We start from the raw sequence: 21283 nt of genomic DNA, 5'->3' as shown, positions 1-21283 counted from the left end.
AAGGCCTCCCCGTGAGCCCCGCCAGCACCCCGCCGCGCCATCGCCGGATCCGCAGGGAAGCGGCCCCCGGGCGCGACCCGGAGACGGCTCAGGCCTGGCGGGCGCTGTGGGCCATCGTCATCGGGTTCTTCATGATCCTGGTGGACGCCACGATCGTCTCCACCGCGATGCCGGCGATCATGAGCCACCTGGACGCGGACATCAACGCCGTGGTCTGGGTGACCAGCGCCTATCTGCTGGTTTACGCGGTGCCGCTGCTGATCACCGGGCGGCTCGGGGATCGCTTCGGCCCCAAGAGGCTGTACCTGACCGGGCTCACCGTGTTCACCCTGGCCTCCCTGTGGTGCGGGTTCTCCGGGTCCATCGCCTCCCTGATCCTCGCCCGCGTCTTCCAGGGCTTGGGTGCTGCGATCATGACTCCGCAGACCATGGCCATCATCACCCGCCTGTTCCCGCCCGAGCGGCGGGGTCCGGCCATGGGCATCTGGGGTGCGACCGCCGGCGTCGCGAATCTGGCCGGGCCCATCGCCGGCGGGCTGCTCGTGGACTCCCTGGGTTGGCAGTGGATCTTCTTCGTCAACATCCCGGTCGGGATCTTCGCGTTCTGGCGGGCCGCCCGGGCCGTGCCGTCCCTGCCCGTGCACGCCCACTCGATGGACTGGGTGGGTGTGCTGCTCAGCGCCGTCGGGATGTTCCTGCTCGTGTTCGGCATCCAGGAGGGGCACGGGTACGACTGGGGTCCGATCTGGGGGCCGGTGACGGTGCCCGAGCTGATCATCGGCGGGGCGGTGATCCTGGCGGTCTTCGTGCTGTGGCAACGGGTGACCCCCGCCGAGCCGCTGGTGCCGCTGGGGCTGTTCCGGGACCGCAACTTCTCCGTGGGCAACGCCGTGATCACGCTGGTGGGGCTGATGATCTCCTCCTTCGCGCTGCCGCTGATGCTGTTCCTGCAGCTGGTGCGCCAGATGAGCCCGACCCAGGCCGCGCTGATGCTGGCGCCGATGGCCGTGGTCTCCGGGGTGCTGGCCCCGCTGGTCGGGCGGATCATCACCGGGCGCAACGCCCCGCTGATGGCCGTGGGCGGGCTGTTGCTCAACGGCGTCGGCCTGGTGCTGTACTGGCTGCTGATGGACCCGGACACGGCGGTGGCGCTGCTGCTGGTGCCCAGCTTCGTCATGGGGGTGGGCGGGGCGTTCATGTGGTCCCCGGTCTCCATCACCGCGACCCGGGACCTGGCTCCCGCCCGGGCCGGCGCGGGCTCCGGGGTGTTCAACACGACGCGGCAGGTCGGCTCCGTGCTGGGCTCGGCGCTGATCGCGATGATGATGCAGAACCGCCTGGCCGCGCACCTGCCGGGGGTCGGGGCGGCGTCGGGCGGTGCGGGCGCCGGTGGTGCGGGTGAGGCGGCGGCCGGTGCCGGTGGAGCGCTGCCGTCGTTCCTGCACGAGGGCTACGCCGCGGCGATGGGTCAGGCGATGCTGCTGCCGGCCGCGGCTGTGCTCGTGGGAGCGATGCTGGCGCTGCTGTTCCGCCGCGTCTCCCCGCGCACGGCCTCCGAGGGCTGAGCCCGCGCGCCGGCGTCAGGGGGTCGGCTGCTGGCCCGGCAGCTCCCCGCGGGCGAAGGCGTCCAGCTTGGTGCGCACCAGGTGCGCCAGCATCCACGCGGCCTGGGCCAGCAGCGCCGCGGTGAGCACCCACCGGGCGATCACCAGTGCCGAGGCCAGCGCCACCGGGCCGCCGGAGGGATCGGCCAGGGCGGCGTCGACCGCGTGACCGCCGGCCAGGACGACGACGGCGAAGGCCAGGGGCACCGACCACAGAGCCCAGCGGGCCGCGCGGGTGTGCACGGACTGCCCCAGCATCGCGAACCACGCCAGGGCCATGAACAGCGGCATCAGCAGACCCGAGGAACGGTGCACCCAGCGGTAGTCCTCCCGGCCCTGACCGCCCAGGGCGCTCGCGGCCGCGGCGATCTGCTCCCGGTCGAAGCCCGTGATCCGCAGCTCCGGCAGCGTCAGCCCGTAGGCGCGGCCGATGCCGGGCAGCACGAGGAAGGTCACGTAGCAGAACAGCAGCACCGCGATGGTCGTGAGCACTCCGATGATGATGCCCAGGGAGGACCCGGAGCCGGGGCGCGGGGCGAGGTCCTCGCGGCGGTAGGTGCCGGGGGCCACCGGAGTTCGGGTGCTGCTGCGGCCCGTGGGCTGGGCCGAACCGCGGGAGCGCCCCGCCGTTCCGGGGGTCCGATTCCCCTCACCGCCGGACGGGACGGCGGATGCACCGTATCTGCGCTTCTTCTGGCCTTCGGACATACCCATGCTCCCCATTATGGTGCGATGGCCGCGGTCGGCTGGCCCCGCCGCACGCCCGGACGCTTGGAGGCCCGGGGCCCGGGCACGGCGGGCGGTTTCGCGGCGGAACCCGCGTGCCGGCGTCGGGCGGGGGCGTGGATCGGCGGTTCCTTCGAAGACGTGTTCGCCTAGACTGGGAGGCGCCATGGACTTTCTGCGCGACACCTCCTTCTTCCGCCCCGACGCCTCCGCCCGGCCCGCCGAACCGGCCCCGCGAGCGGATCCGCAGGCCCTCGTGGAGGGGCTCAACGACCAGCAGCGCGAGGCCGTGGTGCATGCCGGATCGCCCCTGCTGATCGTGGCGGGCGCCGGCTCCGGCAAGACCCGCGTGCTCACCCACCGGATCGCCTACCTGCTGGCCACCGGTCGGGCCCACGAGGGGCAGATCCTCGCGATCACCTTCACCAACAAGGCCGCCGCGGAGATGCGCGAGCGCGTCGTCGAGCTGGTGGGGGAGAAGGCACGGCGGATGACCATCTCCACCTTCCACAGCTTCTGCGTGCGGGTGCTGCGTCGGGAGGCCGCGACCCTGGGGATGAAGTCCAGCTTCTCCATCTACGACGCCGCGGACTCCCAGCGGCTGGTGGCCCTGATCGCCAAGGAGATGCAGCTGGATTCCAAGCGCTTCGCCCCCAAGGCCGTGCTCAACCGCATCTCCGCGCTGAAGAACGAGCTGGTGGACGCCGAAGCCAACGCCGCATCCGTGTCCCCTGGCGACGAGTGGAATCACACGATCGCGCGGATCTACAGCGAGTACACCCGTCGGCTGCGGGCCGCGGACGCCCTGGATTTCGACGACCTCATCTCCCAGACCGTCTTCCTGCTGCGTGCCTTCCCGCAGGTCGCGGAGTTCTACCGCCGCCGCTACCGGCACATCCTGGTGGACGAGTACCAGGACACCAACCACGCGCAGTACGCCCTGGTGCGGGAGCTGGTGGGGGCCGACGCCGCGGCGTCGTCGGGCGGGTCGTCGAACGGTGCGGTCGCAGGGAAGGCGAGCCCGTACCCGGAGGCCGCGGGCCCGGCGGAGCTGACCGTGGTGGGGGATTCGGATCAGTCCATCTACGCCTTCCGCGGGGCGGACATCCGCAACATCACGGACTTCGAGCGGGATTACCCGAACGCCCGCACCATCCTGCTGGAGCAGAACTACCGCTCCACCCAGACCATCCTCTCCGCGGCGAACGCGGTGATCGAGCGCAACCCGCAGCGTCGCCCGAAGAAGCTGTGGACGGCCTCCGGGGACGGGGAGCCGATCGTCGGCTACGTCGCGGAGAACGAGCACGCCGAGGCGCGGTTCATTGCCGAGGAGATCGACCGGCTGCGCGATGAGGAGGGCATCGCCGCCGGGGATGTGGCGGTGTTCTACCGGACCAACGCCCAGTCCCGCTCCCTGGAGGAGATCCTGATGCGGGTGGGTCTGCCGTACCGGGTGGTCGGCGGGACCCGCTTCTACGAGCGCAAGGAGAACAAGGACGCCCTGGCGTACCTGCGCGCCCTGCTCAACCCGGACGACGACATCACGGTGCGCCGCATCCTCAACGAGCCCAAGCGCGGCATCGGCGCCCGCTCGGAGGGGGCCATCGCCAATCTGGCGCAGCAGGAGCGGATCTCGTTCTTCGCCGCGGCCCGCCGGGCCGAGGAGGCCCCGGGGCTGGGTTCGGCCGGGGCGAAGAAGATCCTGGCGTTCGTGTCCATGATGGATGATCTGGCGCAGATCGCGGCCACCGAGTCCCCGGCCACCTGCCTGGAGGCGGTGCTGGAGCAGAGCGGGTACCTGGAGGCGCTGCGCACCTCGGAGGACCCGCAGGACGAGTCCCGGGTGGAGAACCTCAACGAGCTGGTGGCCGTGGTCCGGGAGTTCCAGGCGGAGGATCCCGACGCCGGGCTGGCCGAGTTCCTGGAGCACGTGGCCCTGGTGGCCGACGCCGACCAGATCCCCAACCGGCCCCGCGCCGCGGAGTCGGATGAGGACGGGGAGGGCGGGGTCTCCGCGGCCCAGGTGGCCCGCGAGGTGGCCGAGGCCCGCGAGCAGGGTGTGGTCACGCTGATGACCCTGCACACCGCGAAGGGCCTGGAGTTCCCGGTGGTGTTCCTCACCGGGATGGAGCACGGGCTGTTCCCGCATCAGCGGGCGCTGACCGATGAGGCGGAGATGTCCGAGGAGCGGCGCCTGGCCTACGTGGGGCTGACCCGGGCGATGCGCCGGCTGTACCTGACGCGCGCGGAGTCCCGCTCCATGTGGGGCCAGTCCCAGTTCAACCCGCCCTCGCCGTTCCTGGAGGAGATCCCGGAGGAGCTCGTGGAGTGGAAGCGGCTGGGCTCGATGCGCGCCGGCTGGGGCTCCCCGGTGCACGGGGCCGGCGGGTTCGGTTCGGGGTTCGGGTCTGGTGGATTCGGTGGGCGCTCGCGGGGCGGCTCGTGGGCGGAGTCCTCGTCTTGGGGCGGGCGCGGGTCCGGCCCGACGTCGTCGTCTTCCGCCCGGCGTCGGCCCGCCCCGGCCAGCGCTGATGCCGGGTTCTCCGGGGACATCGACGGCTCCCCGGCCCTGGGCTCCCGCGCCACGAAGGCCTCCCGGGTGCAGCAGGGTAAGGAGATTCCGACGCTGCGCGTGGGTCAGTCCGTGCAGCACAAGACTTTCGGCCGCGGGAAGGTGATCGCCCTGGAGGGCTCCGGAGACAAGACGGTCGCGAAGGTGCGCTTCGGCGCGGAGGAGAAGCGGCTGCTGCTGCGCTACGCGCCCATCGAACCCCTGGACTAGCCCCGGGCATCGTCCCGGGGTCCGTGCTCCCCCCCCTGATCCTCACCGACCCGGCGCATTCGTTCCCATAGACGCCGATCTTGGGAACGGATGCGCCGTCTCGCGTGGGTGGGGTGGGGCGTTTGGGAACGGACGCGCCGCCTCACCTGCGGGGAGGAGGCGTTTGGGTACGGGAGCGCCGGGTCGCGAGCGGGCGGAGGGGGAGGGGCCCCACCCCCAGGTTAGGGGCGTCACGGTCGGGTGGGATAGGCTCACTGTGGGGAGCCCCGTGACGCCCGCCGCATCCGTGCGGGCCCGGCGCGAGAGCTCCACGACAGATCAAGCCGGGCGCCCGGTTCCGCGGTTCCCGGCACGACTTCGAGGAAGAAGGACACAGACCCGTGGACCTGTTCGAATACCAGGCGCGCGACCTCTTCGAGAAGCACGGGGTGCCCGTGCTGCAGGGGATCGTCGCCGAGACTCCCGAAGAAGCTCAGGCCGCCGCCGAGAAGATCGGCGGCGTCACCGTCGTCAAGGCCCAGGTCAAGGTGGGCGGACGCGGCAAGGCCGGCGGCGTGAAGGTCGCCAAGACCCCGGAGGAGGCCCGCGAGTACGCCTCCCAGATCCTGGGGATGGACATCAAGGGCCACACCGTCAAGCGCGTGATGATCGCCCAGGGCGCGGACATCGCCGAGGAGTACTACTTCTCCGTGCTGCTGGACCGGGCCAACCGCACCTACCTGGCCATGTGCTCCGTGGAGGGCGGCATGGAGATCGAGCAGCTGGCCGCCGAGCGCCCCGAGGCGCTGGCCCGCGTCGAGGTGGACCCGGCCGCAGGCCTCACCCAGGAGAAGGCCCTGGAGATCGTGTCCACCGCCGGGTTCCCGGAGGAGCTGCGCGAGAAGGTCGCCGCCGTCATCGTGAAGCTCGGTGAGGTCTACGCCGCCGAGGACGCGACCCTGGTGGAGGTCAACCCGCTGGTGAAGACCGGCGACGGGCAGATCCTGGCCCTGGACGGCAAGGTCTCCCTGGACGACAACGCCGAGTTCCGCCACGAGGATCACGCTGCTCTGGAGGACAAGGCCGCCGCGGATCCGCTGGAGGCCAAGGCCAAGGAGAACGACCTCAACTACGTCAAGCTGGACGGGGAGGTCGGCATCATCGGCAACGGCGCCGGGCTGGTCATGTCCACCCTGGACGTCGTCGCCTACGCCGGGGAGAACCACGGCGATGTGAAGCCGGCGAACTTCCTGGACATCGGCGGCGGCGCCTCCGCGGAGGTCATGGCCAACGGCCTGGACGTGATCCTGAACGACGCCCAGGTGAAGTCCGTGTTCGTGAACGTGTTCGGCGGGATCACCGCGTGCGACGCCGTCGCCAACGGCATCGTGAAGGCCCTGGAGATCCTGGGCGATCAGGCCACCAAGCCGCTGGTGGTGCGCCTGGACGGGAACAACGTGGAGGAGGGGCGCCGCATCCTGGATGAGGCGAACCACCCGCTGGTCACCCAGGCCAAGACCATGGACGAGGGCGCCGACAAGGCCGCCGAGCTGGCCCACCAGGCCTGAGCACTCGCCGAAGCACTTCCAGGTAACGAGAAGGAAAACATGTCTATCTTCGTGAACAAGGACTCCAAGGTCATCGTTCAGGGCATCACCGGCGGCGAGGGCACCAAGCACACCGCGCGGATGCTGGCGGCCGGCACCCAGGTGGTCGGCGGCGTGAACGCCCGCAAGGCCGGGACCACGGTGTCCCACAAGACCAAGGACGGCGCCGACGTCGAGCTGCCCGTGTTCGGCACCGTCAAGGAGGCGGTGGCCGAGACCGGGGCGGACGTCTCGATCGTGTTCGTGCCGCCGGCCTTCACCAAGGACGCCGTGATCGAGGCGATCGACGCGGAGGTCCCGCTGGTCGTGGTGATCACCGAGGGCATCCCCGTGCAGGATTCCGCGGAGTTCTGGGCGCACGCCAAGGCCAACGCCGGGGCGGACGGGAAGCCGAAGACCCGCATCATCGGGCCGAACTGCCCCGGGATCATCACCCCGGAGGAGTGCCTGGTGGGCATCACCCCGGCGAACATCACGGGCAAGGGGAAGATCGGGCTGGTCTCCAAGTCCGGCACCCTGACCTACCAGATGATGTTCGAGCTGCGGGACATCGGGTTCACCACCGCGATCGGCATCGGCGGGGACCCGGTCATCGGGACCACGCACATCGACGCCCTGGAGGCCTTCGAGGCGGACCCGGAGACCGAGGCGATCGTGATGATCGGCGAGATCGGCGGGGACGCGGAGGAGCGCGCCGCGGAGTACATCAAGGAGCACGTGACCAAGCCGGTGGTCGGCTACGTCGCGGGCTTCACCGCCCCGGAGGGCAAGACCATGGGCCACGCTGGCGCCATCGTGTCCGGTTCCTCCGGCACCGCGGAAGCCAAGAAGGAGGCCCTGGAGGCCGCGGGCGTGAAGGTCGGCAAGACCCCGTCCCAGGCCGCCGAGCTGATGCGGGAGATCTTCGCCGGCAAGTAGGCGAGAGCCTCCCTCCAGCACGACGACGCCGAGCCGTCATCCGCGTGGGTTCTCAGACCGTCTGAGACCACGTGGATGACGGCTCGGCGTTCTCCGTACCCGTGGATCGCGCCGAACCGTCGCTGGCGTGCGTTCTGGGAGCCCGACAAGCCACGTAGATGACGGTTTGGGTGGTGGAAAGCGGAAGGCCCCGCACCGCGGGATGCGATGCGGGGCCTTCCGCTGAAAGAGATGCCAGTCAGCAGACCGGAGGGTGACTATACTGGCCGGACGTCCCCATATTGGAGACTGCAACGCACCGACCACCAGGATAGATGGCAGAGGTGCTGTTGATCGTCCCGCTCTCCGCGCATTCCCTGCGCGTGGAGGAACCGTTGAGCGTAAAGCGTGTCTCCGGGTAGCAGGTCTGGGATCCGCTCTTACTGAGGTAGATCAGAGGTGTGCGGCCCGTCCTGTTGGTGGCAACGGGCATTCGCTGTGGAACCTTCCAAGATAGAGAACCCGATGCAGGCTTAACCTGCTGACCGGACGAGCGCATATTCACTGTAACGGTGGTCTCGGGAGCGATTTCAGAGTCAGTCGTTCACTTGACACCGATCTCACAGTTCATAGTATTCTGCAGATCACTCGCTGACGCATCCCGATTGAAGGTTACGGTCATGGTGAATGCAGTAGCTGAAGTCCCGCTTGAGGGCGAGATGGTAGTGCTGGCGAGACCCCCACTGGTCTGGCCGGACGTGGGGTACATCTGAGGAACCTCCATTGTCTGTCCACCAGAGAGGGTGAATGCGAAGGTGAATACCGTGCCCTTGGGGATGGACCCACCCGGGGCATCTGATCCAAAGGTGAAGCAAACGTCATGCTGAGCCGCGAGGGGCCGATAACCGTCTCCGGTGAAGATCTTGCAGACACTGGCATGTGCTTGGTCCTGGCTGGCGGCCATGGCCGGGACGGCGGAGGCGGCGGCCACGACGGGCACGGACCAGGCGGCGCCCTTGGCGAGCTGGCGGCGAGAGACAGAGGTGGTCTCGTATTCCCCCCAAAGGAAACGAGTAGATCATCATGGGTCACGGGTGCGGCTGCCGCCGCGGCACCCGGCGAGGACGACGGGCGCCGTCATGCGGGCACTGCAGGGCCCAGGATAGCAAGGGATCCGCTACCCACCAACGGTCGTCCCGAACAGCAGGCCCAGCAGATACGTGGCCAACGCCGCACCGTAGCCGATCCCCAGCTGCCGCAGACCCCGCTTCGCCGGGGACGCCCCGGACAGCAGACCCACCACGCCACCCGTACCCAGCAGGGCCACCCCCACCAGGACCAGGGACAACACCATCGCCCACACCCCCGTCATCCCCAGCAGGTACGGCAGGATCGGGATCACCGCACCCGAGGCGAAGAAGCAGAAGCTCGACGCCGCCGCACCCAGATCCGTGCCCAACACCACATTCTCCGCGGACTCCTCCTCCGCGTCATCCCGATGGGACAGGGACGGATCGCAGTCGCAGTCGAAGTGTCCGAACCGCTCCAGCGCCCGATGCCTGGCCGCCTCCTCGGACATCCCCCGAGCCCGATAGATCAGCTCCAGCTCGTTCTCGTCGATGTCCAGATCATCCGCCACCCGCAGCGTCACCTGCGTCGGACGGGAAGCATCCAGCAGCTCCCGCTGAGACCGCACCGACACGAACTCCCCGGCCCCCATGGACAGGCCCCCCGCCAGCAGCCCCGCTAACCCGGAGAACAGCACCATCTGCGAGCTCGCCCCCGACGCGCCGATCCCCATGATCAGCGAGACATTCGAGACCAGGCCGTCATTGGCACCGAACACCGCCGCCCGGAAGTTCCCGGACAGCTTCTCCCTCCCATTCGTGGCCAGCGCCCGGATGATCTCCTCATGGACCGCCTCATCCGCGGCCATCGCATCCGTGGCATCCGGGTCCTCCGCATACGGGGAACGCCCCTCCGCCCGCTGCGCCAGCGCCAGCACGAACACCGAGCCGAAGCGCCGGGCCAGGAACTGCAGGAACGCCGAACCCACCGACGGACGCGGCATCGGCTCGGCATGCTCACCGAGCATCTGCACCCAGTGCTCCCGATGCCGGCCCTCCGCCTCGGCCACCTGCTCCAGGATCTCCGCCTCCCGGCCCGTGGCGTGCCGGGCCAGGCCGCGGTACAGGTTCGCCTCCGCGATCTCATCCGCCAGATACCGCCGCCACCGCCGGATCTGCGCCTTCGACGGCTCGCCCACCGCGTGATGCGCGTACCTCGCCGGATCGGCAGGGTCCGCGGGGTCGCCGACAGGATGGGGGAGCGGCGTCGGCTCCTGCGCGGAGTGGGGGAGGGGCTGCTGGGAATCGGTGCGGTCCATGGCGGTCTCGCCTTCCGGGCCGGGCGACGACCCCGGACGACGGCGCACACGCACCGGACGGCGGGGGAGGACACGGCCCTGAACGAGGCCCGGGCACACCCCGCGGGGGTGCGGCACGGGCCGGGATCGGTCAGTGGGACGAAGGTCTCGCTCGCCCGCACCCCGCGCGCACGGCACGAGGTGACGGGTGGGGCACCGGGACCTGAACACCGGATCCAGTGTGTCGACGCACCGCCACCGCCGCGGACACCGCGGCGGATGGGAACTACTCCCCTTCGTCGATGAGCCAGTCTAACGGCTCACCCCGCCCGGCGCACCAGCGTCCGATGCAGCACCGGGCAGGCCACCGCAGAACCCACCACCAGCAGCCCCGCGCAGAACAGGCCCGTGGCCAGCCACCCGCCGGCCGCATAGAAGAACCCGCCGACCCAGCCCACCAGCGCGGAACCCGCATAGTAGAAGACGTTGTACAGGGCCGTGCCCTGGGCCTTCGCCACACCGGCCTCCAGACCGGCCCACCCCGAGGCCACCGAATGCGCCGCGAAGAACCCCATGGTCAGCAGCACCAGCCCCACCACGATCAGCCACAGCGGCCGCGTCAGCGTCAGCCCGATCCCCACCAGCATCACCGCCACGCACGCGCCCACCACGTGCAGCCGTCCGAAGCGGGCGCTGAACCGCGCGGCCGTCGTCGAAGCGAACGTCCCGGACAGGTACGCCAGGAACAGCAGGGCGATCACGCTCGGAGACAGCAGATACGGCGGGGCCTCCAGGGTGAAGCCCACGTAGTTGTACACCGTGACGAACGCGCCCATCAGGATGAACGCCAGCAGGAACAGGCTCAGCATCGCCGGATTGCGCAGCTGCAGCCCGATCCGATGGGCCGTCTCCCGCAGCGCCCCCTTCGGCGGCACCGCCACGAACCGGCGGGCCCGGGGCACCAGCACGATGAACGCGACCGCGGCGACCCCCGCCAGCGCGGACACCGTCATGACCGCGACCCGCCAGCTGCCCGTCACCTCCGCCATCGGCCCCGAGATCAGCCGGCCGGCCAACCCGCCCAGTGAGGTCCCCGCCACGTACAGACCCGTCGCGGCCCCGGCGTGCAGCGCGTGCGTCTCCTCGCTGATGTAGGACACCGCCAAGGCCGCCATCCCCGCCAGGGCCGCGCCCTGCGCCAGGCGCAGCACCAGCACCGACCCGAAATGCGGGATCCACGGGATCACCAGCCCCAGCACCGTCGCCGAGACCACCGCGATCTCCATCGCGCGCACCTTGCCCCACCGATCCGCCAGGTACGTCCACGGCAGGGCGAACAGGGCCAGCCCCAAGGTGCCCGCCGAGACCATCAGCGCCGCCGACGCCGCATCCACCCCCAAGTCCCGGGCGATAGACGGCAACACCGCCTGCGGCGAATACAGCTGCGCGAAGGTGGCGAGCCCCGCGCAGAACATCGCGATCAGCATCCGCGTGAACTCCGGGGAACCCCGACGGTGCCCCTCCGGTCGCGGGACGGGTCCGGTCAGCGGGGCGGAGCTCACCCGATCATCTCCTGAGGTCTGTCTCGGCTCTCTGCTCACCCTCAGCGTAGACCGCCCCCGAACCCCACCGGAAGCTGTACGGATCCGAGCAGTCCCGCCCGTGGCGCAGCCCATCCACCAGGGTCCGGGCCGCCGCCTCCGGCTCCAGGCGCCCCTGGCGCCAATGCGGCTGGGACTCGTCCGGGGCCGTCCACCCCGTGCGCTGCAGATGCGCGTCGTCGATCGGCCACACGATCGCCGGCAGGAACCGCTCCGAGACCAGTGTCACCTCCACCCCCGCAGGTCCCGTGAAGGCCTGCGCGAACGGCGCCTCGTCCAGGTTGTTGCCCGTCTCGTACTCCACCGTCAGGAAGTGGTTCCACGGCAGATCCCGCACCGCCTGGGCGATCTCCCCGACCAGCTCCTCCCACGCCGCCTCGGCGTCCGCTTCGGAGGTCTCACCCGGCTCCGCGCGCAGATGCCCGACGACGCCGATGCCCCGATCCGTCCAGCTGCTCACACTCCACGCCGCACGCCCTCCTGAGGGGGAGACCACCGGGGTGGGCTGCGTCCACGGCCCCACCCAGTGCTCCTCGTACCGGGGATCCGCCTGAGCCGGATCGCTGGAGTTGATCAGCTCCCGCCCGTGCGCGATCGCCTGAGACCAGGAGCCGAACTGGTGGCGCACCGTCGCCAGATTCGGCCGCGGCACCCGCGAGCGGGAGCCGCTGGCCGCCCATCGCCCATACAGCAGCGCGTGCGGAATCCGATCCGTGCGGATGCAGAACGTGAAGAAATCCGCCATCGCGCTGCGGAAGCGCGCCTCCGTGTAATCCGGGATCAGGTCCGTGCCGTCCGCGGCGTAGCGCTCCTCCGGGGACATGCCCACCGCCAGCAGCGCCCGCGTCCAGGAGCCCTCACCGATGCGCTCGCGGATCAGCGCATCCGAGACCGGCCAGCGGCCGTCCTTCGCCGCGGACAGCTCCCGCAGATACTCCGGGATGTCCCGCAGGAACCCCCGGTACTCCTCCTGGGTGAGGGTGGTGCGCGGATACTCGGCAAGGAAGCGGTTGCTGGCCGCCAGCCGAGACAGGATGTGCGCCGCGGCCTCATCGGAGATCCCGTGCAGGTTCATGAACGCGGACATCTCCTGGAAGATCGCCCGCTCCAGCAGGGTCACGGCGTACTCCGGGTCCTCCCCGAGGTCGAACAGATCATTGACCGCCAGCAGCAGGGAACAGGAGATCACCACCCCGCCCAGCGGATCCTCCCGCCGCAGCTCGCTGCGCCAGCTCATCTCCGCCAGCGCCCGATCCAGCAGCTCATGATCCATCTCCGGGTGCACCGTGAGCATTCGGGAGCGGGCCTCCCGGCGGGTCCACTCGACGTCGTTCAGACGCTCCAGCAGCGGGCCGTAGCGGGCGCGGAACTCGCGGTACACGGCGTCGTCATGCTCCACAGTGCAGGCCTTTCGGTGATGCGCGAGACCGCCCCGCGTCGGTGTCTCGAGCGTATGCTCGCCGATGCGGGGCGGCCAAGGGATGGGGCGGATGTTACCGCCGGGGTCAGGATGCGGTCGGAGGGGGGGCTCAGACCCCCTGCGCGGGATCGTTGCCCAGACGCCCGTCCTCGCGGGTCAGGCCGTTGATGGCCTGCACATCCTCGTCGTCCAGGCGCACGTCCAGGGCGCCGTAGTTCTCCGTGATCCGCTCCGGGGTCACGGACTTGGGGATCACGATGTTGCCCAGGGCCAGGTGCCAGGCGATCACGACCTGCCCGGCGGTGGCCCCGTGCTTCTCGGCGATGTCGGTGATGACCTTCTCCTTCAGGACCTCGCCGCCCTGGCCCAGCGGGGACCAGGCCTCGGTGCGGATGCCCAGCTCCTCGTCGACCGCGCGCATCTTCTCCTGGTTGAAGTGCGGGTGCAGCTCGATCTGGTGCACGGCCGGGGCCACCCCGGTCTCCTGCACGATCTCGCGCAGCTGCTCCTCCGGGAAGTTGGACACGCCGATGGAGCGGACCTTGCCCTGCTTCTGCAGCTCGATCAGCGCCTTCCAGGACTCCAGGTAGGTGCCCTGCTGCGGCTGGGCCCAGTGGATCAGGTACAGGTCCACCGGCTTGCCCAGATCCAGGCGCTTGGCGGAGGCCTCGTAGGCCTGCAGGGCCTTGTCGTAGCCCTGGTCGTCATTCCACAGCTTGGTGGTCACCCACACGTCCTGCGCATCCACGTCCGAGGCCTTCAGGCCGCGGCCCACGCCCTCCTCGTTGCCGTAGATCTTCGCGGTGTCGATGTGGCGGAACCCGGCCTCCAGGGCCAGCTGGACCACCTTCTCCGCGGTCTCGTCCTCGACCTGCCACACGCCGTAACCCAGCTGGGGGATGGCGTTGCCGTCGTTCAGGGAGATGAGAGGTGCTTCCGTCATGGGGATTCCCTGCCTTTCGAACCGTTGACGTCGTACCCCTCCAGCATGCCCCCGGCCCCGGGGCGCACGGTACCCGCGGGCCCCGGATTCAGCCCTCGGCTAGGCTTTCCCGTGTGCCCCGCCTCATGATGGACCTCACGCCCCTGCGCCAGCACCCGGATTTCCGGCGGCTGTGGCTGGGCACTGCCTTCTCCGTGCTGGGCTTCCAGGTCTCCGCGATGGCCGTGTCCCTGCAGATCTTCCGCATCACCGGCTCCACCTTCGCCGTGGGCGCTGTGGGCCTGGTCTCCGTGCTCCCGCTGATCTTCGGCGGGCTGTGGGGCGGGGTCCTGGCCGACACCCGGGACCGACGCCGCGTGGCCCTGGCCGCGTCGCTGGGCCTGTGGGTGCTCACCGGGCTCATCGCCGCGCAGGCGTTCCTGCGCCTGGACAGCATTGCCGTGCTCTACGGGCTGATCGCCCTGCAGTCCCTGCTGCACCCCATCAACCAGGCCGCGCGCGGGGCCATCATCCCCAACATCGTCGGGCTGAAGAGGCTGCCGGCGGCCAACGCCCTGAACATGTCCGCCAGCACCGTCGCCCTGACCCTGGGCCCCATGCTCGGCGGCTTCCTGGTCGCCGCCGTCGGCTACGGCTGGACGTACCTGGTGGACGTGGGCACCTTCACCGTGGGGCTGTGGGCCCTGTACCGGCTGCCCCCGCAGGTCCCGCAGCAGGCGGAGGGGGAGGAGCAGACCACCCGGGGCCTGTCCTCCGTGGTGGAGGGGCTGCGCTTCGTGCGCAGCTCACCCGTGGTCGCGATGACCTTCATGCTGGACCTGTGCGCCATGATCACCCTGTTCCCGCAGGCCCTGTTCCCCGCGATGGCGCTGGTGGTGGTCGGCGGCAGCGAGGCCGTGGCCGGGCTGCTGTCCGGGACCATGACGCTGGGCGCCTTCCTGGGCACCGTGCTGTCCGGGCGGGCCGTGCGGGTGCGGGCTCAGGGCCGGGCCCTGACCTGGACCTACGCGGGCTGGACCGCGGGGATGCTGTGGGCGGGCCTGGCCATGTGGTGGGTCCAGGCCGGGACCGAACGGGGCTCCGCGGCCGCCTGGACCGGGCTGATCCTGGCCCTGATCGGCCTGATGGTCGCCGGGGCCGTGGACTCCGTGGGCAGCATCTACCGCTCTACGATCCTGCAGGTGGCCGCCCCGGACACCATGCGCGGGCGCCTGCAGGGTCTGTTCATCGTCACCGTCAACGGCGGGCCGCGGCTGGGCTCCGGCGTGATGGGCGCGGCCGGCCAGTGGGCCGGTCCCGGCCTGGCCCTGGTGGGTGGGGCGGTGGCCTGCGGCCTCGGGGTGGCCGGGCTGAGCAGGCGCTTCCCCCAGCTGCTGGCCTACCGCGCCCCGGACCCGGCGCTGACCGCCGCCCTGCCCGCCGTCGAGCCGCTGCCGCCCGTCCGGCACGACACCACCGAGATCCCCCAGGTGCCCCCGGCCGACCCGGACCCGGGGGCCGAGCCCGGGCCGACGCGCCCGGAGTAGTGCCTGCGCTGCGCACGACGGCGGCCCCGCCGCGCTGCCACACGGCGACGGCCCCGCTGCGCGGGGCGCGACGGGGCCGTCGATGGGGCGTCGGGCCGGGCCGACGGGCGGTGAGGCTCAGGCGTCCTCGGTGATCAGCTCCGCGGCGCGCTCGCCGATCATGAAGCAGGTGATGTTCGGGTTCACCGCAGTGATCTCCGGCATCACGGAGGCGTCCGCGACCCGCAGGCCGGACACTCCCTTGACCCGCAGCCGGGCATCCAGCGGGGAGTCGACGTCGTCATCCGCGCCCATGCGCACCGTGCCCACCGGGTGGTACACGGTGTTGTGGGTCTTCGCGACGTACTCGGCGATCTCCTCATCCGTCTGCACGTCCTCGCCCGGGAACAGCTCGCGGCCCTTCCACTCGGCCAGGGCCGGCTGGGAGGCGATCTCCCGGGCCTTGCGGATGCCCGCGACCATGATCGCCATGTCGTAGCCCTCATCGTCCGTGAAGTACTTCGGATCGAACTTCGGCTTGTCCCGGAAGTCCAGGGAGCGCAGGCGCACCGTGCCGCGGGAGCGGGCGTGCGGGACGTTCGGGGTCAGGCAGAACACGTTGTCCCCCGTCGGGTACCCCTGGCGCAGGGTGTGCATGTCGAAGTTCACCGAGCCGTAGTGCATCATGAAGTTCGGCCGCCCCGGGAACTCATCCTCGAAGGGCACGTCCAGCTCCGTGAAGATCCCGAGCTCCCACCACTGGGTGGAATCCTGGACCATCGGCTTCTTCGCCTCCCACTGGATTACCGCCTCCGGGTGATCCTGCAGGTGGGAGCCGACGCCGGGGGAGTCCACCAGCACGTCCACGCCCACCTCGCGCAGGTGCTCGGCCGGGCCGATCCCGGAGAGCATCAGCAGCTTCGGGGAGTCGATCGCCCCCGCCGAGAGCACGACCTCCTTGCGGGCCCAGATGGTCTTGGCCACCGCGAAGGCGTTGTCCACCACCTCCACGCCCACGGCGCGCTTGTCCCCATCGAACAGGACCCGCTTGACCTGGGTGTCGGTGATCAGGTGGAAGTTCTCCCGGTCCCGGATCGGGTGGATGTAGGACACCGACGACGACGCGCGGGTGCCGTCGGCCTGCCGGTTGATCTGGAAGAAGCTGGCCCCGTTGGTCACGGTCTTCCCGGAGTTGAACCGCACCCGGGGGATGCCGGCCTGCTCGCAGGCGTCCAGCACCGCGACCCCGCACGGATCCGAAGCCGGGACGTTCATCAGGTGCACCGGGCCGGAATCGCCGTGGTGCTCCCCGCTCTCGGCGCCGGCGTCCTCATTGGTCTCCAGCTGGCGGAACAGGCGGAAACCCGTCTCCGCGTTCCAGCCGGTGGCCCCGAAGCGGCGCTCCCAGTCATCCAGGTCCTCGGCCGGGGCCCAGAAGGCGATGCAGGAGTTGTGCGAGGAGCACCCGCCCATGACCTTCGCCCGGGCCATGCGCATGAAGGAGTTGCCGTGCTCCTGCTCCTCCACCGGGTAGTCCCAGTCGTAGCCGGATTCCAGCAGCTCCATCCAGCGGTTCAGCTGCAGGACCTCGTCGATCCCGGCGTCATCCGGGCCCGCCTCGATCAGCGCGACCTGCGCCCGCGGGTTCTTCTCCGACAGCCGGGCCGCCGCGGCCGCGCCGGACGAACCTCCGCCGACGATGATGTAGTCGAAAACCTGCTCTTCAGCCATGGATCCTCCTGTGGTTGGGGGGGTCGGTGGGGGAGCCGCTCGGTGCGCTCGCCGCCTCTCTGATCTCGATGCCGGCTCGCGGGTGCGCCTCTCCTCGTGGCGGGGCGCACCCGCAGCCGTGGGGTCACTTCCGGTCCTGGAACCAGCCGGTCACGGCCGGGGCGGTGTTCTGGTAGATGTGCTTGGTCTCCACATACTCGCCCAGACCCGCCAGGCCCAGCTCGCGGCCGATGCCGGACTGCTTCATGCCGCCCCACTCGGCCTGCGGCAGGTACGGGTGGAAGTCGTTGATCCAGATGGTGCCGTGGCGCAGCTTGGCCGCGACCCGCTCGGCCTTCCCGGCGTCGGAGGTCCACACGGCCCCGGCCAGGCCGTAGATCGTGTCATTGGCGATCGCCACCGCCTCGGCCTCATCCCGGAAGGTCTCCACGGTGACCACCGGCCCGAAGGCCTCCTCGGTCACCGCGTTGGACCCGCGGGCCACGTCCGCGATCACGGTGGGCTCGTAGAACCAGCCCTTCGACAGCTCGCCCTCGGTGGCGCGCTTTCCGCCGCACAGGATGCTCGCGCCCTCCTCGCGGGCCTTGTCCACGTAGGCGGTGACCTTCTGCAGGTGCGCCTCGGAGATCAGGGCCCCGGTCTCGGCGTCGTCGTCGAAGGGCCCGCCCAGGCGGATGTCCTTCGCCCGGCGCACCAGCTCGTCCGTGAACCGCTGGGCGATGGACTCCTCGACGACGATGCGCGCGCCGGCCGAGCAGACCTGCCCGGAGTGCACGAACGCGCCGTTCAGGGCGTTGTCCACCGCGGCGTCGAAGTCCGCGTCGGCGAAGATCACGTTGGGGTTCTTCCCGCCCAGCTCCAGGGCCACCTTCTTCACGGTGGCCGCCGCGGACTCGGCGATCTTCCGGCCGGTGACCAGGCCGCCGGTGAAGGAGACCAGGTCCACGTCCGGGTGGGTGGACAGCGGCGCCCCGGCCTCGGCCCCGGCGCCCAGCACCAGGTTGGCCACCCCGGCCGGCAGCCCCAGCTTGTCCAGCACATCCATCAGCAGGATCGCGGTGTGCGGGGTCAGCTCCGCGGGCTTGAGCACGAAGGTGTTGCCCGCGGCCAGCGCCGGGGCCACCTTCCAGGCCACCTGCAGCAGCGGGTAGTTCCACGGGGTGATCATCCCGCACACGCCCACCGGCTCGTGCACCACCTTGGAGGCCACGGACGGGTCCCCGGCGTCGACCACGCGCCCGGCGTCCTGCCCGGCGATCTTCCCGAAGTACTGGAAGCAGGCGGCGATGTCGTCCATGTCGTAGCCGGACTCCACCAGGCGCTTGCCGGTGTCCAGGGACTCGGCGCGGGCGAACTCGTCCTTGCGCTCGCGCAGCTGCGCGGCCACGGCCAGCAGGAAGTCCCCGCGCTCCGGGGCGCTCACGTCCCAGGCGTTCTCGTCGAAGGCCCGCCGCGCCGCGGCGATCGCCTTCTCGGTGTCCTTTGCGGTGGCCTCCGCGACGACGCCGACCTCGGTGCCGTCCGCGGGGCAGGTGATGGTGCGGGTCCCGCCGTCCTCAGCCGGGACCCAGGCTCCGTCGATGTACAGCGTGCTGCTCACACTCAGTCCTTCCTCGACGCCGGTGCGACGCGGCGCCTGCTCGAATCCGGTCACAGTCATGCTCCGGTGGTGTCAACGCGCGGTGCGGTCGGATTCTTCCGGGGTGTGGTTGGGGTCACCGGCAGAGGAGTCCTCCTCCGGGTCCTGGAAGTCCACGGTCCAGTCCATGGCGCCGGTGGGGGCGCCGGTGATCACGGTGGCCCCGGCGTCGTCCTGGGTGGGGGTGGACAGGCGGATGAACTCCAGGTGCCGCTCATGGTTGTCCAGCACGTCGTGGATCAGCTGCTCTTTCGTGAAGCCGTACACGTCGTATCCGCGCGAACCGGTCTGGGAGAACGGCTCCAGCCGGTAGTAGGAGTCCTCCGACTGCGGCGAGACCAGCAGGTACGACGGCGTCGGGCAGGCCACCGGGTAGATCTGGTACAGGAAGTCCCGCTCCCCGTCCAGGTGCTCCACCAGGCTCACATACGGCAGATCCGTGACGGGATCGTGCCCGTGCTCCACCGCGGCCTGCACGTGCTCCTCGCGCAGCGCCTGGCAGACCTCCTCCAGCGCCGGCTCCGCCGTCTGGGAGAGGTAGCGGCGGGTCGCGGCCTGGCCCGGGTAGGACACCGAGCGGACCAGGCGCTGGCGCCAGTTCCGGGTGTGCTCGGTCGGCTGGATCGCGGCGGCACGGTTGGCGGCGCGCACCCCCGCCCGGGCGGCCTCCTGGGAGTCCATCGCGGCCCGCTCCACCCGCAGCGCCTTCCACAGCCCGTACATCACCAGGTACATCACGATCGCGAAGGGCAGGCCGAACACGATCGTCGCCGACTGCAGGGTCGGGATCCCGCCGACCACCATCATCGCCAGGGTCAGCAGACCGGTGGCGATCGCCCAGAAGATGCGCATCCACTTGGGCCCGTCCTTCGTCGGGTCCTCGATGGTCGAGGCGAAGTTGGACATCACCAGGGCCCCGGAGTCCGCGCTGGTCACGTAGAACAGCAGCCCGGTGAAGGTCGCCACGGCCGCCGCTGCGGTGGCCCCCGGGTACTGGGCCAGCAGATCGTAGAAGGCCCGCTCCGGGGTGCCCATCAGGGTCTGGCCGAAGTCGGTGTCCCCGTCCTGGTCGATGATCCCCAGGGCCGAGTTCCCGAAGATGGAGATCCAGGTCAGGATGAACACGAACGGGATGGTCATGGTGCCCACCACGAACTGGCGGATGGTGCGCCCGCGGGAGATCCGCGCCAGGAACAGCCCCACGAACGGGGACCACGCGACCCACCAGGCCCAGAAGAACAGGGTCCAGGAGTTCATCCACTCCTCGGGGTGGTCATAGGCCATCGTGTCCATGGTCATCCCTGGGAACTGGGAGAGGTAGTCGCCCACGTTCATGACCAGCGCGTTGAGCAGGAAGTCCGTGTCCCCGAGGAACAGCACGTACAGCATCAGCGCGACGGCGAGGAAGATGTTCAGCTCGGACAGCCGCCGGATGCCCTTGTCCACCCCGGACACCGCCGAGGCGATCGCCAGGACCACGGAGACCGCGATCAGCCCGGCCTGGACCCCCACGGAGTTGGGCACCCCGAACAGGAACTGCAGCCCGTAGTTGATCTGCACGACGCCGATGCCCAGCGAGGTGGCCACCCCGAAGATCGTGCCCAGCAGCGCCGAGATGTCCACGGCGTCGCCGGCCGCGCCCTTGATCCGCTTGCCGATGATCGGGTACAGGGCCGAGCGGATGGACAGCGGCAGGTTGAACCGGTACGCGAAGTAGCCGAAGGCCATGCCCATCAGGGAGTACATGCCCCAGCCGGTCAGTCCGTAGTGGAACAGGGTCCACACGACCGCCTGCCGGGCGGCCTCTGCGGACTCGGTGCCGCCGGAGGGTTGCGTGTAGTACTGGGTGACCGGCTCCAGCACGGAGTAGAACATCAGGTCCGCCCCGATGCCGGCGGCGAAGAGCATGGCCGCCCACGAGAACAGGGAGAACTGCGGGCGGGAATGGTCCGGGCCCAGGCGCACCGAGCCCTGCTTGGAGAACGCGACGATCGCGATGAACGCCAGGACCACGGTGCCGGTGAGGATGTAGAACCAGCCGAAGTGCCGGGAGACCCACCCGACGACGGCGCCGATCACCTCACCCATCGACTCCGGATCGGCCAGACCCCAGATGGAGATGATCAGCACGCCGATGGCGGCCCCGCCGAAGACTCGCCAGTTCACCCGGGCGGGCGCGTGCTGGTGCGGCACGCTGTCGGTGATGGTGGGTGGTTCGGCGGGGGTGGTTCTTGTGGCGCCGGTGTTGGGTGCGGCGGCGTCGTCGCGGGATGTGTGCTCGGAGGTTCCGTCGGAGGAGGCCATGGGTTCCTGGGGTCGGGAGCGAGGGGGTGCGCACCGGCCGGTGGCGGTGCGGGCAGGGCCGGGGCGGGTCGAGCGGCGCGGGATCCGCCCCGGACAGCGCAGATGACCAGCGCCTCAGTCCATCAGCACGCTGATCATCGATCGATGATCCAGGCTAACCCATCCGCCCCGATCCGCCCA

General features: G+C 70.3%; 13 protein-coding genes. 5 read left to right on the top strand and 8 right to left on the bottom strand.

Annotation, left to right across the window (positions count from 1 at the left end; all coding sequences use genetic code 11):
• Nucleotides 1-11: 11 nt before the first annotated feature.
• The gene (locus KKR01S_RS08845; RefSeq protein WP_081101671.1) at nucleotides 12-1565 is read left to right on the top strand and encodes a DHA2 family efflux MFS transporter permease subunit; all 1554 of its coding nucleotides are present in this window, start codon (nucleotides 12-14) and stop codon (nucleotides 1563-1565) included.
• 15 nt (nucleotides 1566-1580) lie between these two features.
• Here KKR01S_RS08845 and KKR01S_RS08840 read toward each other — a convergent pair whose 3' ends face one another.
• Nucleotides 1581-2174 carry a hypothetical protein gene (locus KKR01S_RS08840; protein WP_061225809.1) on the bottom strand — a complete coding sequence of 198 codons (594 nt, stop codon included), beginning with the start codon at nucleotides 2172-2174 and terminating at the stop codon, nucleotides 1581-1583.
• A gap of 322 nt (nucleotides 2175-2496) precedes the next feature.
• Here KKR01S_RS08840 and KKR01S_RS08835 point away from each other — a divergent pair, with 322 nt between their 5' ends.
• From KKR01S_RS08835 to sucD, 3 genes are all read left to right on the top strand, one after another.
• Nucleotides 2497-5112: a UvrD-helicase domain-containing protein gene (locus KKR01S_RS08835; protein ID WP_061225808.1), complete on the top strand. Its 2616-nt coding sequence runs from the start codon at nucleotides 2497-2499 to the stop codon at nucleotides 5110-5112.
• A gap of 380 nt (nucleotides 5113-5492) precedes the next feature.
• The gene (sucC, locus tag KKR01S_RS08830) at nucleotides 5493-6659 is read left to right on the top strand and encodes an ADP-forming succinate--CoA ligase subunit beta (RefSeq protein ID WP_058731405.1); all 1167 of its coding nucleotides are present in this window, start codon (nucleotides 5493-5495) and stop codon (nucleotides 6657-6659) included.
• Nucleotides 6660-6698: 39 nt separating this feature from the next.
• Nucleotides 6699-7616 (top strand): succinate--CoA ligase subunit alpha, encoded by a 918-nt coding sequence (sucD, locus tag KKR01S_RS08825; protein WP_055684271.1) that lies wholly within the window; start codon nucleotides 6699-6701, stop codon nucleotides 7614-7616.
• A 1156-nt stretch (nucleotides 7617-8772) separates the two neighbouring features.
• On the opposite strand, the gene KKR01S_RS08820 is transcribed toward sucD, so the two are convergent.
• From KKR01S_RS08820 to KKR01S_RS08805, 4 genes are all read right to left on the bottom strand, one after another.
• Nucleotides 8773-9981 (bottom strand): VIT1/CCC1 transporter family protein, encoded by a 1209-nt coding sequence (locus KKR01S_RS08820; protein WP_081046054.1) that lies wholly within the window; start codon nucleotides 9979-9981, stop codon nucleotides 8773-8775.
• A gap of 299 nt (nucleotides 9982-10280) precedes the next feature.
• The gene (locus tag KKR01S_RS08815) at nucleotides 10281-11522 is read right to left on the bottom strand and encodes an MFS transporter (protein WP_242650362.1); all 1242 of its coding nucleotides are present in this window, start codon (nucleotides 11520-11522) and stop codon (nucleotides 10281-10283) included.
• Between the two features lie 4 nt (nucleotides 11523-11526).
• The gene (locus tag KKR01S_RS10700; protein ID WP_055684273.1) at nucleotides 11527-12960 is read right to left on the bottom strand and encodes a TY-Chap domain-containing protein; all 1434 of its coding nucleotides are present in this window, start codon (nucleotides 12958-12960) and stop codon (nucleotides 11527-11529) included.
• A gap of 130 nt (nucleotides 12961-13090) precedes the next feature.
• Nucleotides 13091-13924 (bottom strand): aldo/keto reductase, encoded by an 834-nt coding sequence (locus KKR01S_RS08805; RefSeq protein ID WP_061225807.1) that lies wholly within the window; start codon nucleotides 13922-13924, stop codon nucleotides 13091-13093.
• Between the two features lie 113 nt (nucleotides 13925-14037).
• On the opposite strand from KKR01S_RS08805, the gene KKR01S_RS08800 reads away from it, so the two are divergent.
• Entirely contained in the window at nucleotides 14038-15450 is a 1413-nt protein-coding gene (locus KKR01S_RS08800; RefSeq protein ID WP_061225806.1) for an MFS transporter, read from the top strand.
• A 117-nt stretch (nucleotides 15451-15567) separates the two neighbouring features.
• Here the strand turns inward: KKR01S_RS08800 and KKR01S_RS08795 are convergent, their stop codons facing one another.
• The 3 genes from KKR01S_RS08795 to betT all read right to left on the bottom strand — a co-directional run bounded on the left by KKR01S_RS08795 (nucleotide 15568) and on the right by betT (nucleotide 21103).
• The gene (locus KKR01S_RS08795) at nucleotides 15568-17160 is read right to left on the bottom strand and encodes a GMC family oxidoreductase (protein ID WP_061225805.1); all 1593 of its coding nucleotides are present in this window, start codon (nucleotides 17158-17160) and stop codon (nucleotides 15568-15570) included.
• A gap of 124 nt (nucleotides 17161-17284) precedes the next feature.
• Nucleotides 17285-18760: an aldehyde dehydrogenase family protein gene (locus tag KKR01S_RS08790; protein ID WP_244884134.1), complete on the bottom strand. Its 1476-nt coding sequence runs from the start codon at nucleotides 18758-18760 to the stop codon at nucleotides 17285-17287.
• Nucleotides 18761-18832: 72 nt separating this feature from the next.
• Complete coding sequence (betT, locus tag KKR01S_RS08785) at nucleotides 18833-21103, bottom strand: choline BCCT transporter BetT (RefSeq protein ID WP_081047748.1); 2271 nt, start codon at nucleotides 21101-21103, stop codon at nucleotides 18833-18835.
• Nucleotides 21104-21283 lie beyond the last annotated feature (180 nt).

The sequence above is a fragment of the Rothia kristinae NBRC 15354 genome, assembly GCF_001570865.1.
Classification (GTDB): domain Bacteria; phylum Actinomycetota; class Actinomycetes; order Actinomycetales; family Micrococcaceae; genus Rothia; species Rothia kristinae.
Note: the sequence above shows the minus strand (reverse complement) of the source record. Positions and strands in the feature narration are given on the sequence as shown.

Bases quoted from the DNA above. Each gene is read 5' to 3' on its own strand.
- KKR01S_RS08835 (WP_061225808.1), top strand. From the start codon at position 2,497: ATGGACTTTCTGCGCGACACCTCCTTCTTCCGCCCCGACGCCTCCGCC.
- sucD (WP_055684271.1), top strand. From the start codon at position 6,699: ATGTCTATCTTCGTGAACAAGGACTCCAAGGTCATCGTTCAGGGCATC.
- KKR01S_RS08820 (WP_081046054.1), bottom strand. From the start codon at position 9,981: ATGGACCGCACCGATTCCCAGCAGCCCCTCCCCCACTCCGCGCAGGAG.
- KKR01S_RS08805 (WP_061225807.1), bottom strand. From the start codon at position 13,924: ATGACGGAAGCACCTCTCATCTCCCTGAACGACGGCAACGCCATCCCC.
- KKR01S_RS08795 (WP_061225805.1), bottom strand. From the start codon at position 17,160: ATGGCTGAAGAGCAGGTTTTCGACTACATCATCGTCGGCGGAGGTTCG.
- betT (WP_081047748.1), bottom strand. From the start codon at position 21,103: ATGGCCTCCTCCGACGGAACCTCCGAGCACACATCCCGCGACGACGCC.